The organism is Glycomyces sp. NPDC047010 (genome assembly GCF_040644205.1).
GTDB lineage: Bacteria > Actinomycetota > Actinomycetes > Mycobacteriales > Micromonosporaceae > Glycomyces.
The window spans coordinates 259,549-272,924 of the sequence record NZ_JBEYVY010000010.1 but is presented as its reverse complement, the minus strand read 5'-3'; the positions used below and the strand labels follow the sequence as shown (position 1 = coordinate 272,924).

Sequence of the window (13,376 nt, the reverse complement as noted above, 5' to 3'; positions counted from 1 at the left end):
GGGGCCGGGCGCTCGCCGCGCACGCGCGCGGCCGCTCGGCGCGCGGGCCCCGGCCTGGCCGGTCCCGGAGCCCCGAGCGCTTTTCACACCGTTGGTAAGCTCGCCGTGTCGCGGCGCGGCCGCGGCGCCCGCCCGGGGATGAATGGAGAGAGCAGTCTTGTCCGCGCTTTTGCCGGTGGTCGTCCTCAGCGCCACCCTGGTCGCGTTGTTCGGGGTGGTCCTGCCGCTCCTGCTCCTCGGTCCAGTCCTCGCCTCGCGCACGCGCCCCCAGCCCCAGCAGCTCCTGTTCGCCGTGGTCCTGCTCATCCCCACCGTCGCCATCGGCTCGGTGTTCCTGTCCTGGTGGGCCATCGGCTGGCTCGGCCGCTACGACGTGTCCGCGCCCGAGCTCACCGGCATCGCGCTCGTCGCCGCCGCCGTCATCGGCCTCATGGCGCCCCTGCGCCTGCCCGGCGGCTCCGGCCCGTTCTGGCTCAAGCCGCTCCTGGGCTTCGCGTCCGGCATCCTCGTGCCGATGACGATCATCTGGACGATCGAGGCGGGACTCCACGAACTCGCCGCCGCCGGGATCGGACTGCTCGTCCTCGTCGTGCTCGTCGTAGTCTTCCGCGTCATCGCCAAGCCCATCGCCGACCGCCGCCAGGCCAAGCAGGTCCGCACCTCCGTGCGCCGCTTCCAAGGCCAGCTCGTGGACGTCACCGACGCCGCCTGGAGCCTCGCCAGCGCCCGCGGCGACGCCAACCGCATCATCCTCACCTACAGCGGCGAGGCCGACGGCAAGCCCGTCGGCGCGGCCCTGATGCTCAAGCGCGACATGGACTGGGTGCCCCAGGCCCGCGAGAACGAGTCCGCCGTGTTCGAGCTCGCGCGCGGCCTCAACGGCCAGCCGACCGAGGCGGTCCTGGCGCAGAAGCAGATCGGGACGCCCGCGACACTGACACTGCGCATCCCCGGGACGACGATCCTGTCGATCCGCGAGACCGTCGCCGACACCCTCTCGTGGGTCGAGTTCGTCTCCAAGCTCGAACTCACCGACGCCGACGAACTGATCAAGCGCCAGCAGCCCGACGCGCAGGACGCCAAGGAGTAGGCACGCGAAACGGCGGCCCGGATGCGATGCATCCGGGCCGCCGTTCTCGTTGCTGCTCTAGCGTCCTTGCGCGGTCTCGGCGAGCATCCGCAGGCCGGTGACGATGCCCCCGGCGAGCTGGCCCGCGCCGAACGCGGCCTCCATGGAGAAGACCACGAGGGCCGCGGAGCGGTCCGGGACCTTCTCCTGCGCAAGGCGGCCGGTGACGATCTCCAGCTGCCGCTGCTCGGGCGAGACGGCGATGAGCACGGAGCGGTCCGGGTCGGCGAGCCGGTCGTGCAGCTCCTCGGCCGCACCGCGGACCGGGTCGTGCAGCGGGCCGACGTACACGCTGTAGTGCAGGCCGCCGCCGTCGCGCTCGGCGACCGACAGCGCCTCGTCGATGTGGAGCAGCTCCTTCACGTCGAAGGGCCCCTCCAGCATCGGCTGGCGCATCAGCTCGGGGCTGCGGTCCACGCCTTCGACGACGCCTTCCGCGACCGCGACCTGGTTACCACTTGCCATGGGAGCCTCCCTTGGGGCCGCCGGCGAGGGCCTCGCCGTGGGCGGCCGCGTCGAGCTCGGCCGCGTGCGAACCGGTGTCGCCGGGCACCGCGCCGTTGCGGGCGACGAACCAAACCGGCTTGAAGTCGTAGGGCTGGCCCGCACGGTAGCGGGACTGCGGGCGCGGGTGGCGCATGAAGACCACGGCGAAGACCGCGACCACGACCAGGATCGGGGCGCCGAACAGAATCAGCCAGTCCTGGAATGTCATTGTGTTGCTCCCCTAGTTGCAGAGACAGGGTGACCTCTTCGCCAGCCTAATCCAATTGCGCCCCTCACATCGCCGCAGGTGGGAACTCGGTGCCGCGGGCCGCATGCACTGCCGATCGCGAAGGGGCGAAAGGCATCGGACACGGGAAGGGCCCGCCGGCGGTCCGGAGACCTGGCCGGCGGGCCCCGCCCGTCCGATGGGGAGCGCTATGAAAGGCGGGCGCGCTCCTTCCCGTGGCGCGGCAGCCACGCCTCCCAGGCCGGGTCGGGGCGGCGCTGGCCGCGGAAGCCGCGCAGCTGCCAGCCCGACGGGGGGCGGGGGACGCGGGGCAGGCGCCAGCCCAGCTCCGCGAGGGTCTTGTCGCTCTTGCGGTGGTTGCAGGGGGCGCACGCCGCCACGACGTTGTCCCACGTGTGGGTGCCGCCGCGCGAGCGGGGCACCACGTGGTCGATGGTCTCGGCCGAGGAACCGCAGTACACGCAGCGCCAGTCGTCGCGGGTGAACACGCCCCGGCGGGACGGGCTCGCGCCCACCTGGCGGGGGATCGCGACGTAGCGGTTGAGGCGCACCACCGAGGGGACGGGGATGTGCATGGTCTCAGAGCGCAGAAAACCGTCACCAGGAGTGACGGTCTCGGCCTTCCGGGTGAGCAGCAGCACGGCCGCCCGCTTCACCGGTATCACGCACAGCGGCTCGTAACTCTGGTTGAGCACCAGCGCCGACCCGAGGCCGACGCCGTGGGTGAAGAGATTCGGATGCACCCCTGGGGAAGGGTCATCGCTGTCAAGCGTGCTCCTATGTCGAGGACCTATCACGGTGACGTACCTCCAAGCCATCGGTCCCGTCAAGTTTGACCTATATCTCAGAAAATTGCACCCTGGTTCCGTGGGATCTTGAATGACGAACGAATATCGTCTGATCGAACCCCCGGTGGCGCCGGACGGTGCGGTCCCGGTGCCCGTGCGGCCGGGGCGGAAAGCGGAGAAGGATGAACGTGGAAACGGTTGCGGCGGCCGAGACGGCCTCTCCCTGCGAGGCGGGCTTCAACGCCTGCACGCTCCTCTACAAGATCACCGACAACGAGGAGTTCTCGATCGATGCGGGCGTCGTGCTCGACAAGATCGGGCAGGTCCTGCTGATCCTCATCGCGGCGTTCGCGCTGCGATGGCTGGTGAACCGCACGATCTCCCGGATCATCAAGCAGGTCACCACCATCAAGGGCCCGCAGTCGATCGCGGAGCTCGCCGACAAGCTCGGCTCCTCCAACTCCCGGCGCGACGAGCTGCTCGGAGACCGGTCGGCGAAGCGGGCCGACACCCTCACCGGGGTGCTCCAGCACGTCGCGGGCATCGTCATCTACACGATCGCGTTCATGCTGGTCCTCAGCGCCTTCAGCGTGAACCTCGCGCCGATCCTCGCCAGCGCCGGCATCGCGGGCATCGCGATCGGCTTCGGCGCGCAGAACCTCGTGCAGGACTACCTGGCGGGGATCTTCATCCTCCTCGAAGACCAGTACGGGGTCGGCGACAACGTCGACGTCGGGGACGCCACGGGCACCGTGGTCGACATGGGCCTGCGCGTGACCACGCTGCGGTCGCTCGACGGGACACTGTGGTACGTGCGCAACGGCCAGATCCTGCGGGTCGGCAACTCCAGCCAGTCGTGGGCGTACGTGGTGGTGGACACGCCGCTGCCGCCGACGGCCGACATCGACCGGGCCGGGGAGATCATCACCGAGGTGGCGACCGCGTTCGTCGAGGACGAGGACTGGGAGGCCCACATCCTCAAGGCCCCCGAGTACCTGGGCCCGGTGGAGATGACCATCGACGAGATCAAGGTGCGCCTGGGCGTGCGCACCACCTCCGACCAGCAGTGGGCGGCCGGGCGCGAGCTGCGGCGGCGGGTGACCGAGGCGCTGCGCGAGGCCGGGATCATCGACCCGGCGGGCTCGGGCCGGATCTACGTGCCGCGCACGCTGCCGAACGCGCCCGCCTAGCGCGCACATGGTGATATCGCGCCCATTCGGTGTGACGCGCGCCGGATCGGCTTTCCAGTGCGCCCCGGGGTTGGCACGATTGGGAGATGCCTAGTGACAGCCCGCGAGCCGTTGTGCCCCTCACGCCGACAGGACAGCCCGCGCCCACGCAGTCGTTCTACGAGGCCGTCGGCGGCGAGGACGCCTTCGACCGCCTGGTGACCGCGTTCTACGCGCAGGTCGCGGAGGACCCGGTCATGCGGCCGATGTACCCGGAGGAGGACCTCCGCCCGGCCGCGCGCCGCCTGAAGATGTTCCTGGAGCAGTACTGGGGCGGCCCCCACACGTACTCGGAGGAGCGGGGCCACCCTCGCCTGCGGATGCGCCACGCGCCGTTCACGATCGGCGAGGTCGAGCGGGACGCGTGGCTGAAGTGCATGCGGACCGCGATGGACGAGGTGGCGCTGGCGCCGGAGTACGACCGCGTGATGTGGGAGTACATGGAGCGGGCCGCGGACTTCATGCGGAACGCATAGCCAGCGACTTGAACAGGGCCCGGGCGCATCGCGCCCGGGCCCTGTCGTCGTCTCAAGGGCTCACGGGGAGCACTTGACGATGACCTCCTGGTACAGCTCGGCGGCCTGCTCCTGGTACTCGACGTACTCGTCGGTGAACAGCTCCTCGAAGCTCTCCGCGTCGGTGTTCAGCTCGCCTTCGAACTCGTAGCTGTTGTACGCGTCGAACGCGGTCTGGCACGCCTCGAAGTCGTCGGCGGTGAGCTGGAGCGCGGCGAGGTCGCTCACGAGCTCGCCGTTCTCGGTCTTGAGCTCCTCGTGGACATCGATGAGCCGTTCGAGTTCGGCGGCGTTGCCATCGGACTCCTCGGACTTCTGCGTGTAGGCGTACGCGAAGGCCCCGGCGACGAGGGCGACCACGACGAGCGCGATCACCAGGACGACGGTCCCGGCCCTGGAGGGCTTGCGGGGCAGCGGCGGGGGCGGCACGAGCATCGGGCCGGTCGGGACGGACTGGACCGGGATCGGGCCGGTCGGCATCGGGCTCGTGGGCATCGGCGGTGCGTACTGCGGAGGTGCGGCCACGGGGGGCGGGGTCATCGCGGGCGGCAGCTGGGACGGTGCGGCCGCGGGGGCGAGGCTCTCGGTCTGCGCAAGAGGCTCGGGGGCCGGGGCCGGGGCCGGGGCTTCGGGAGCCGTTGCGGCCGAGGGGGTTTCCGGCTCCGGTGCCGGGGTCTCCGCGGGGGGCTCGTTCGCCGGGGGCTCGGCGGCGGGGTTCGGGAGGGTCATGGGTGCTCCTGTATTCATTTGGATGTCAAGGGAACCTTCAGATTACCGAAGTCCCTTGGAAAGCGCAGTCCCGATTCCCGTGCGTCACATGTGTTTTCGCAGCTAGTGGGCATCACTCCCGGCATTTCCGACCAAAAGGGACTGGACAGAGGGGATTCCCGGAGTGAAAACGGGGGCCGGAGCGCTTTCGCGTTCCGGCCCCCGTTCGGGTCTGGCGGGGCGTTACAGGAGTTCGCCTTCGAGCCACTCCACGAACGTGCCGGAGATGGCGGTCCCGCAGTCGATGAGCTCCTCAAGGAGCGCGGTGGTGATGCCGGGGCGGACGGGGACCTGGATCTCGCCGAACACGGGGAGCGCGCCGGACTCGGTGGGTTCGCCGAGGTACGCCTTGAGGAAGCGGCGGGTGCGGTTCCACTCGTTCATGGCCGCGTAGCCGCGCTCGGACCACTCGCGGGGGACGGTCTGGTACGCGCGGGCGCGCAGCACCAGGATGTCGGCGTCCGGGCCCTCGGCGCGGACCTGCACGATGTGCCGCTCCCAGAGGGCAACGATGCCGCCGTTCTCGTCCACGAGGTAGCGGATGTCGAGGTTCTTCAGGGCCGCGATGATGCGGTCGGCGTCGAGCGGGGCGGCCTCGTCGCGGGCGTCGGCGGCGATCTGCTCCAGGTCCGTGATGAAGTCGGGGTCGATCTCGGCGAGGTCGGCCTTGATCAGGTGCCAGCGCTCGACCTCGGAGATCTGCTCTTCCTCGGGGCCGAGGAGGAGCTGCTCCGCGGTCGTCTCGTGGCGCAGCTCGCGGCCGGCGAGCTCCATTTCGAGGGCCTCGGCCGCCTCGCGCTCGCGCTCGGCGCGCGGGTTCGGGACCGCGCTCGGCTGGCTGCCGCGCGCCTGGGCGCGTTCGGCCGAGCCGCCGATCTCGCTGTCGGCCTCGGGGACCGCCTCGGTCACCGGGTTGTCTTCTGCGTCGCGTTTTCTGCTGCGCCACCATGCCATGGTGTTGTCCGCCTTCCCACCCAAAATGCGAATCACTGGCGTGCTTGGGTACTTCGTTGGCATTTGCACTGGACTGAAGCATTGGTTGTGATTGGTTGTGCTTCGCCGGGCACAGCCAAGTTACGTCGCGTTGCAGTGAGCAGACTAGGGACTCGGTGCGACTTGGCACAACCGTCAGTCAATCCTGACTGAAAGTATGAACCGTCGAGCGTTTGTTCGCAGGCCCGCTCTGGGTACTGTCACGGGTTTCATATGTATCAGAGACGGAAGCCGCGTCCCATCCTCCGGACGTCGGGAATCGGTCACTGAACGGTGTGACGGTCGTTCGGACTACAAGAGGGGCAGGCCGCGGTCGCGTTCCCATACGGCCCCGAACGTCCCGGACAGGCCCAGGCGCCTCCCGGCCCGCAGGACCTTCACCGGCTCGTCCCCCAGGAACCCCATGCGGCACAGGGCGGCCACGAGCCGGACCTGGACCGGGTAGTGCGCGCCGGAGTGCTCGACCGTGAGCGCCACGTGGTCGAGCATGGCGTCCCGCAGGCGCCGGTCGCCGACGCCGCTGCCGCGGCGCTCGCGCAGGGCGTCACCGGCCTTGCGGTCGATGTCGGCGACCTCGGCGGCGGGCACGGTCTCGACGACGGCCCAGGGCCGCTGCGGGAGGCGCCCGCGCCAGGCGGACTCGGGCTGCGCGGCCGCGTCCCCGGTCGCGAGGTCGGCGGCGCGGTAGACGCCGTCGGGGAGGCCCTCGGCGGCCCGCACGGCGAGGACGCCGATCGGCAGGGTGGCCCAAAGGCGCCCGTCGCGTGCGAGGACGGGCGCGTCGGGGTCGAGCCGGGCGACGCGGGCGGCGAAGGCGGGGCCGTCGCCGGAGGTCACTCGGTCCACCGCTCCAGGAACGCCCGCTCGACGTCGGTGACGCGGCGGGGCCGCTGGGTCGCGGTGTTGAACGGGACCATCACGGTCTTCGCCTTGAGCGCGAGCTTGTCGTTCGCGATGAGCTCGTAGGCGAACGTGAACGAGGAGTTCCCGATCCGCTCGACCCACAGCTCCACGCGGGTCTCGGCGGGCACCACCACGGGCAGCAGGAAGTCCACTTCGTGGCGGGCGACGACGACGCCTTCGCGGAAGCCGGAGATCCCGGCGTCCCCGGCGGCGTCGAACATCATCGCCACGCGGGCCTCTTCGAGGAGGACCAGGAACTTGTTGTTGTTGACGTGCCCGAACACGTCCATGTCCGACCAGCGCAGCGCCACGTCGACCTTGAAGCGGGCCACGGCTAGTCCCGGGTGAGCTTGCGGTGCGTGACGCGGTGCGGGTTGGCGGCGTCGGGGCCGAGGCGCTCGATCTTGTTCTTCTCGTACGAGTCGAAGTTGCCCTCGAACCAGAACCACTTCGGCATGCCCTCCGCGTCCTCGCCCTCCCAGGCGAGGATGTGGGTGGCGACCTTGTCGAGGAAGGCCCGGTCGTGGGAGATGACCACGGCGCAGCCGGGGAACTCCAGGAGGGCGTTCTCCAGGCTGGAGAGCGTCTCGACGTCGAGGTCGTTGGTGGGCTCGTCGAGGAGCAGCACGTTGCCGCCCTGCTTCAGGGTGAGCGCCAGGTTGAGCCGGTTGCGCTCGCCGCCGGAGAGGACCTTCGTGGGCTTCTGCTGGTCCGGGCCCTTGAAGCCGAACGCGGCGATGTAGGCGCGCGAGGGCATCTCGACCTTGCCGACCATGAGGTAGTCGAGGCCGTCGGAGACGGTCTCCCACACCGACTTGTCGCCGGCGAGGCCCGCGCGGTTCTGGTCGACGTAGGAGATCTGGACGGTGCCGCCGACGTTGACCTCGCCCGAGTCGGGCTTCTCCAGGCCGGTGATGGTCTTGAACAGCGTGGTCTTGCCGACGCCGTTGGGGCCGATGATGCCGATGATGCCGTTGCGCGGCAGGTTGAAGTCGAGGCCGTTGATGAGCGTGACGCCGTCGAAGCCCTTGTGCAGGTCCTTCGCCTCGATCACCGTGGAGCCCAGGCGCGGGCCCGGCGGGATCTGGATCTCCTCGAAGTCGAGCTTGCGGGTCTTCTCCGCTTCGGCGGCCATCTCCTCGTACCGGCCGAGGCGGGCCTTGGACTTGGTCTGGCGGCCCTTGGCGTTGGACCGGACCCATTCGAGCTCGTCCTTGAGGCGCTTCTGGAGTTTGGAGTCCTTGCGGCCCTCCACCTTCATGCGCTCGGCCTTCTTCTCCAGGTATGTGGAGTAGTTGCCCTCGTAGGGGTAGGTGCGGCCGCGGTCGAGTTCGAGGATCCACTCCGCGACGTTGTCGAGGAAGTACCGGTCGTGGGTGATGGCGATGACGGCGCCGGCGTAGGAGGCGAGGTGGCGCTCCAGCCAGAGCACCGACTCGGCGTCGAGGTGGTTGGTGGGCTCGTCGAGGAGCAGCAGGTCGGGCGCTTCGAGCAGCAGCTTGCACAGCGCCACGCGGCGGCGCTCGCCGCCGGAGAGGTTGGTGACGGGCCAGTCGCCGGGCGGGCAGCGCAGCGCGTCCATGGCCTGCTCGATCTTCGAGTCGAGCTCCCAGGCGTTGGCGGCGTCGAGCTCCTCCTGGAGGCGGCCCATCTCGTTCATGAGCTCGTCGGTGTAGTCGGTGGCCATCTCCATGGCGACCTCGTTGAACCGGTCGAGCTTGCCCTGGATGTCGGCGACGGCCTCCATCACGTTGCCCATGACGGTCTTCGACTCGTTCAGGGGCGGCTCCTGGGCGAGCATGCCGACCGTGGCGCCCACGGCGAGCTTCGCCTCGCCGTTCGAGACCTGGTCCTGGCCCGCCATGATGCGCAGGAGGCTGGACTTGCCGGCGCCGTTGGGGCCGACCACGCCGATCTTCGCACCCGGGTTGAAGTACAGGGTGACGTCGTCGAGGACGACCTTGTCACCGTGCGCCTTGCGCGCCTTTTCCAGGGTGTAGATGAACTGCGCCACGCTGATCCTTCGCTTTGCGACGAGCTGTACGGAACTGACCGGTACCAATGATGTCAAGCCCCGGGGCGCACCCGCCAATGGGGCCTCGCGCGGGAGCGCGTACGTCACCACCGCACTCTGAAACCCCTTCCCCGCTAGGCTTGGAGAAAGGAGGAAAACGAATTGAGCAACGCACAGTTCATCGTCGTGGCCAACCGCCTCCCCGTCGACTCAGTCGTCGATGCAGAGGGAAACCGAACCTGGCGCCGATCCCCTGGCGGCCTCGTCACCGCCCTCGAACCCGTTCTCCAGGCCAACCAGGGCACGTGGATCGGTTGGGCCGGCACCGCCGGCGCCGCCCCCGAGCCCTTCGAGTCCGACGGCGTCACGCTGCTGCCGGTCGAACTCAGCGAGAACGAGATCTTCCGCTACTACGAGGGGTTCTCGAACGCCTCGCTGTGGCCGCTCTACCACGACGCGGTCGAGCCCCGCGTCTTCCGCCGCTCCTGGTGGAAGTCCTACTACGAAGTGAACGAGCGGTTCGCCGAGGTGTGCGCCCGCGAGGCCGCGCCCGGCGCGGTCGTGTGGATCCAGGACTACCAGCTCCAGCTCGTCCCCGGCATGCTCCGCGAGCGCCGCCCGGACCTGAGGATCGGGTTCTTCCTGCACATCCCGTTCCCGCCCGTCGAGCTGTTCATGCAGCTCCCCCACCGCATGGAGATCCTCAAGGGCCTCCTCGGCGCCGACCTCGTCGGCTTCCAGCGGCCCCTCGCGGCGCAGAACTTCCTCGCGCTCACCCGGCACCTGCTCGGCTACCGGCCGAGGGGGCACTACGTCACCGTCGACGACCGCCTCGTCAGGGCCGACGCCTTCCCCATCTCCATCGACACCGCCGCCAACGAAGAGGTCGCCGGCACCGAACGGGTCCGCCAGCGCGCCAAGGAGATCCGGGCCGAACTCGGCGAGCCCGAGACGATCATCCTGGGCGTGGACCGGCTCGACTACACCAAGGGCATCGAGCAGCGCCTCAAGGCGTTCCGCGAGCTCCTCGAAGACGGCCGACTCCAGGTCCCCAAGGCCGTCATGATCCAGGTCGCGACCCCCAGCCGCGAACGCGTGGACCAGTACCGGGCCCTGCGCGAACGCGTCGAACGCGAGGTCGGGCGCATCAACGGCGAGTACGGCCAGGTCGGGCTCCCGGCCGTGCACTACCTGCACCAGTCGTTCGACCGGTACGAGCTGGCGGCGCTCTACCAGGCCGCCGACATCATGGCCGTGACCCCCCTGCGCGATGGGATGAATCTCGTCGCGAAGGAGTACGTGGCGAGCCAGGCCGACAACCGCGGCGCGCTCGTCCTGAGCGAGTTCGCCGGTGCCGCAGGGGATCTGCGGCAGGCGTTCCTCGTGAACCCGCACGATCTGACAGACCTGAAAGACGGATTCGTGACAGCGGCGACCGCGTCCGCCGACGATAGGATGAAGAGGATGCGCGCCATGAGGAGGTACCTGCGCAAGCACGACGTGTCCCGGTGGGCCCGGTCGTTCCTCACGGCGCTGGGAGTTCCGGAGCGCAGCGCGGCGTACAATCCGGGCAGCCTGCCCTCCGCCGACTGAAAACGGCAGGCAGGGGCCGGTAGGCACACATATTCCGCAACGACGGTGTTGGAGAGATACGCCACGATGACCGCACCTAGCCCAGAGGGCCGTGCTCCGGAGAGCCCCGGCTCCTCCGAAGAGCTCCGCTCGGCCCTCACCTTGCTCGCCCGCGTTCCGCAGCTGCTGATCGCGTGCGACTACGACGGCACGCTCGCCCCCATTGTGACCGACCCCTCGCAGGCCAAACCGATCCCCGAATCGGTGTCGGCCCTGCGGACGCTCGCGAACCTGCCGCAGACCAAGGTCGCGGTCATCTCGGGTCGCGCCCTGCGCGACCTGGCGGCCCTGTCCCGCCTGCCTTCCGAAGTACACCTGGTCGGATCCCACGGGTCCGAGTTCGACATCGGCTTCACCCGGGCGCTCTCCAGCGAGGACCAGCGGTTGCGCGACAAGCTCGTCGCCGAGCTCACCGCGATCGCCGAACGCTACAAGGGCGCCCGGGTGGAGCCCAAGCCCGCGGGCGCGGCCCTGCACGTGCGCGAAAGCAACGAGGCCGACGCGAGCGGCGCCGTCGAGGACGTCCGCGAGGGCCCCTCGACGTGGGACGGCGTGCAGACCACCGAGGGCAAGGCGGTCATCGACCTGTCCGTGGTCGCCACCCACAAGGGTGACGCCCTCGACAAGCTCCGCCACCAGCTCGGCGCCTCCGCCGTCCTGTTCCTGGGCGACGACGTCACCGACGAGAACGCGTTCGCGCACCTCCACGGCCCCGACGTCGGCGTCCGCATCGGCCCCGGCCCCACCCGGGCCGCCTACCGGCTCGACGACCCCGAGGCCGTCGCGAAGCTCCTCGCGAGCCTCGTGGACACCCGCCGGGCCTGGCTCCAGGGCGAGTCCGCGCAGCTCATCGAGCGGCACGCGATGATCGCCGACGGCGCCAACCACGCGCTGCTCACCCCCGAGGGCCGCGTCACCTGGATGTGCCACCCCAAGCCCGACTCCGGGTCGGTCTTCGCCGACCTGCTCGGCGGCGACCACGCCGGGCACTTCACCGTCCAGCCCGTCAGCGCCGGCATCCCCCTCGGCCAGCGGTACGTCGCCGGGACCATGTCCGTCGAGACCCGCTGGTCCGGCCTGTCGGTCACCGACTGGCTCGACTCCACCCCGCGCCGCCGCGGCGACCTCAACGCCACCGTCCTCGTCCGCGAGGTCACCGGCGAGGTCCCCGTCAAGATCACGTTCGCGCCCCGGCCGGAGTTCGGGCAGATCCCCGTGCAGCTCCAGCCCGTCGGCGACGAGGGCCTCAAGGTCCTCGGCGGCCGCGAGCCCATCAGCCTGCGCTCCCCCGGCGTCGACTGGCACATCGAGTACGACGGCCAGCACTCCCTCGCCGTCGCCACCGTCGACCTCGCCCAAGCGGGCGGGTCGCTCGTGCTGGAGATGCGCGCCGGGATCGACGACCTCAGCGAATGGCGCCCGCCCGTCCACGTCCGCCGCCGCACCACCGAGGCGGGCTGGCGCAACTGGTCGGACTCCCTGAAGCTCCCGCGCATCGAGCCCGAGACCGTCGGCCGCTCCGCGCTGACGCTCAAGGCCCTCTGCTACCAGCCGACCGGCGCGATCCTCGCCGCGGCCACCACCTCGCTCCCCGAGGAGCTCGGCGGCGTCCGCAACTGGGACTACCGGTTCTGCTGGATCCGCGACGCCGCGATGACCGCCAACGCGCTCGTCGACCTCGGCTCCCTCCAGGAGGCCGAGTCCTACTTCACGTGGGTCGCCGGCATCCTGGAGCGCACCGCCGGGCACCCCGAGCGGCTCGCGCCCCTCTACGACATCGAAGGCCAGGCCCCGAGCCCCGAGGCCATCATCGACACGCTCCCCGGGTACGCCGGGGCCCGCCCGGTGCGCATCAACAACGCCGCGTCGAACCAGGTCCAACTGGACGTGTTCGGCCCCGTCGCGATGCTCATCGAGGCCGTCGCGCAGCGCCGCGGGCACCTCTCGGAGTTCGAGGAGCGCGTCATGGCGAGCATGGTCGAGGCCGTCGCCAAGCGCTGGCACGAGCCCGACCACGGCATCTGGGAGGCCCGCCAGGCCCCCCGGCACCACGTCTACTCGAAGGTCATGTGCTGGGTGACCGTGGACCGGGCGCTCAAGGTCGCCGAGCAGTTCGGCATGGAGTACAAGCCCGACTGGCCCGAGCTGCGCGACCAGATCGCCAAGAACGTCCTCGAACTCGGCTGGCACGACGAGGCCGGGGCCTACACGGCCGCCTACGGCCACGACGACCTCGACGCCGCGTCCCTGTGGGTGGGCCTCTCCGGCCTGCTCCCGCCCGACGACCCGCGCTACCTCAAGACCGTCCTCAAGATCGAGGCCGGCCTGCGCTCGGGCCCGTCCGTCTACCGCTACCACCGCGACGACGGCCTGCCCGGCACCGAGGGCGGGTTCATCATCTGCGCCGCCTGGCTCGCCGAGGCGTACCTCCAGGTGGGGCGCCGCACCGACGCCGAGGAGCTGTTCGAGCAGATCCTCGCCTGCGCCGGCCCGACCGGGCTCCTGCCCGAGCAGTGGGACCCGATCGCCGAACGCGGCCTCGGCAACCACCCGCAGGCGTACTCGCACCTCGGCCTCATCCGGGTCGCGAACCTCCTGAACGGCGCCGCCGGACACATCTGAGAGTGATTCAGGGCGGGGGCTAATCTGGACCGGACACTGTCCCCGGCAGA

The 13,376-nt window shown here is 70.1% G+C and carries 13 protein-coding genes; 5 read left to right on the top strand and 8 right to left on the bottom strand.

Annotation, left to right across the window (positions count from 1 at the left end; genetic code table 11):
* Positions 1 to 157 precede the first annotated feature (157 nt).
* Positions 158 to 1,090: a hypothetical protein gene (locus AB0A65_RS20920; protein ID WP_359953484.1), complete on the top strand. Its 933-nt coding sequence runs from the start codon at positions 158 to 160 to the stop codon at positions 1,088 to 1,090.
* Between the two features lie 57 nt (positions 1,091 to 1,147).
* Here AB0A65_RS20920 and AB0A65_RS20915 read toward each other — a convergent pair whose 3' ends face one another.
* The 3 genes from AB0A65_RS20915 to AB0A65_RS20905 all read right to left on the bottom strand — a co-directional run bounded on the left by AB0A65_RS20915 (position 1,148) and on the right by AB0A65_RS20905 (position 2,605).
* On the bottom strand, positions 1,148 to 1,525 hold the full coding sequence (locus tag AB0A65_RS20915) for a DUF5130 family protein (RefSeq protein WP_359953503.1): 378 nt from the start codon (positions 1,523 to 1,525) through the stop codon (positions 1,148 to 1,150).
* 55 nt (positions 1,526 to 1,580) lie between these two features.
* Positions 1,581 to 1,844: a hypothetical protein gene (locus AB0A65_RS20910; RefSeq protein WP_359953482.1), complete on the bottom strand. Its 264-nt coding sequence runs from the start codon at positions 1,842 to 1,844 to the stop codon at positions 1,581 to 1,583.
* A gap of 206 nt (positions 1,845 to 2,050) precedes the next feature.
* On the bottom strand, positions 2,051 to 2,605 hold the full coding sequence (locus AB0A65_RS20905) for an HNH endonuclease (protein WP_245888852.1): 555 nt from the start codon (positions 2,603 to 2,605) through the stop codon (positions 2,051 to 2,053).
* 227 nt (positions 2,606 to 2,832) lie between these two features.
* On the opposite strand from AB0A65_RS20905, the gene AB0A65_RS20900 reads away from it, so the two are divergent.
* Both AB0A65_RS20900 and AB0A65_RS20895 read left to right on the top strand, forming a co-directional pair.
* The gene (locus tag AB0A65_RS20900; RefSeq protein ID WP_359953480.1) at positions 2,833 to 3,840 is read left to right on the top strand and encodes a mechanosensitive ion channel family protein; all 1,008 of its coding nucleotides are present in this window, start codon (positions 2,833 to 2,835) and stop codon (positions 3,838 to 3,840) included.
* A gap of 86 nt (positions 3,841 to 3,926) precedes the next feature.
* A complete protein-coding gene (locus tag AB0A65_RS20895; protein WP_359953478.1) occupies positions 3,927 to 4,355 on the top strand; it encodes a globin in 429 nt (142 codons plus the stop codon).
* 60 nt (positions 4,356 to 4,415) lie between these two features.
* Here AB0A65_RS20895 and AB0A65_RS20890 read toward each other — a convergent pair whose 3' ends face one another.
* From AB0A65_RS20890 to ettA, 5 genes are all read right to left on the bottom strand, one after another.
* Complete coding sequence (locus AB0A65_RS20890) at positions 4,416 to 5,123, bottom strand: hypothetical protein (protein ID WP_359953476.1); 708 nt, start codon at positions 5,121 to 5,123, stop codon at positions 4,416 to 4,418.
* A 222-nt stretch (positions 5,124 to 5,345) separates the two neighbouring features.
* A complete protein-coding gene (locus AB0A65_RS20885; protein ID WP_359953474.1) occupies positions 5,346 to 6,116 on the bottom strand; it encodes a YbjN domain-containing protein in 771 nt (256 codons plus the stop codon).
* 330 nt (positions 6,117 to 6,446) lie between these two features.
* Positions 6,447 to 7,001 carry a hypothetical protein gene (locus AB0A65_RS20880; RefSeq protein WP_359953473.1) on the bottom strand — a complete coding sequence of 185 codons (555 nt, stop codon included), beginning with the start codon at positions 6,999 to 7,001 and terminating at the stop codon, positions 6,447 to 6,449.
* On the bottom strand, positions 6,989 to 7,390 hold the full coding sequence (locus AB0A65_RS20875) for a thioesterase family protein (protein WP_359953471.1): 402 nt from the start codon (positions 7,388 to 7,390) through the stop codon (positions 6,989 to 6,991). The genes AB0A65_RS20880 and AB0A65_RS20875 overlap by 13 nt, the downstream gene beginning before the upstream one ends.
* Positions 7,391 to 7,392: 2 nt before the next feature.
* Positions 7,393 to 9,072 (bottom strand): energy-dependent translational throttle protein EttA, encoded by a 1,680-nt coding sequence (ettA, locus tag AB0A65_RS20870; protein WP_359953470.1) that lies wholly within the window; start codon positions 9,070 to 9,072, stop codon positions 7,393 to 7,395.
* Positions 9,073 to 9,234: 162 nt separating this feature from the next.
* Between ettA and AB0A65_RS20865 the strand changes: the two genes are divergently transcribed.
* Entirely contained in the window at positions 9,235 to 10,665 is a 1,431-nt protein-coding gene (locus tag AB0A65_RS20865; RefSeq protein WP_359953468.1) for a trehalose-6-phosphate synthase, read from the top strand.
* Positions 10,666 to 10,731: 66 nt separating this feature from the next.
* Entirely contained in the window at positions 10,732 to 13,326 is a 2,595-nt protein-coding gene (gene otsB, locus AB0A65_RS20860) for a trehalose-phosphatase (RefSeq protein WP_359953466.1), read from the top strand.
* Positions 13,327 to 13,376: the final 50 nt, after the last annotated feature.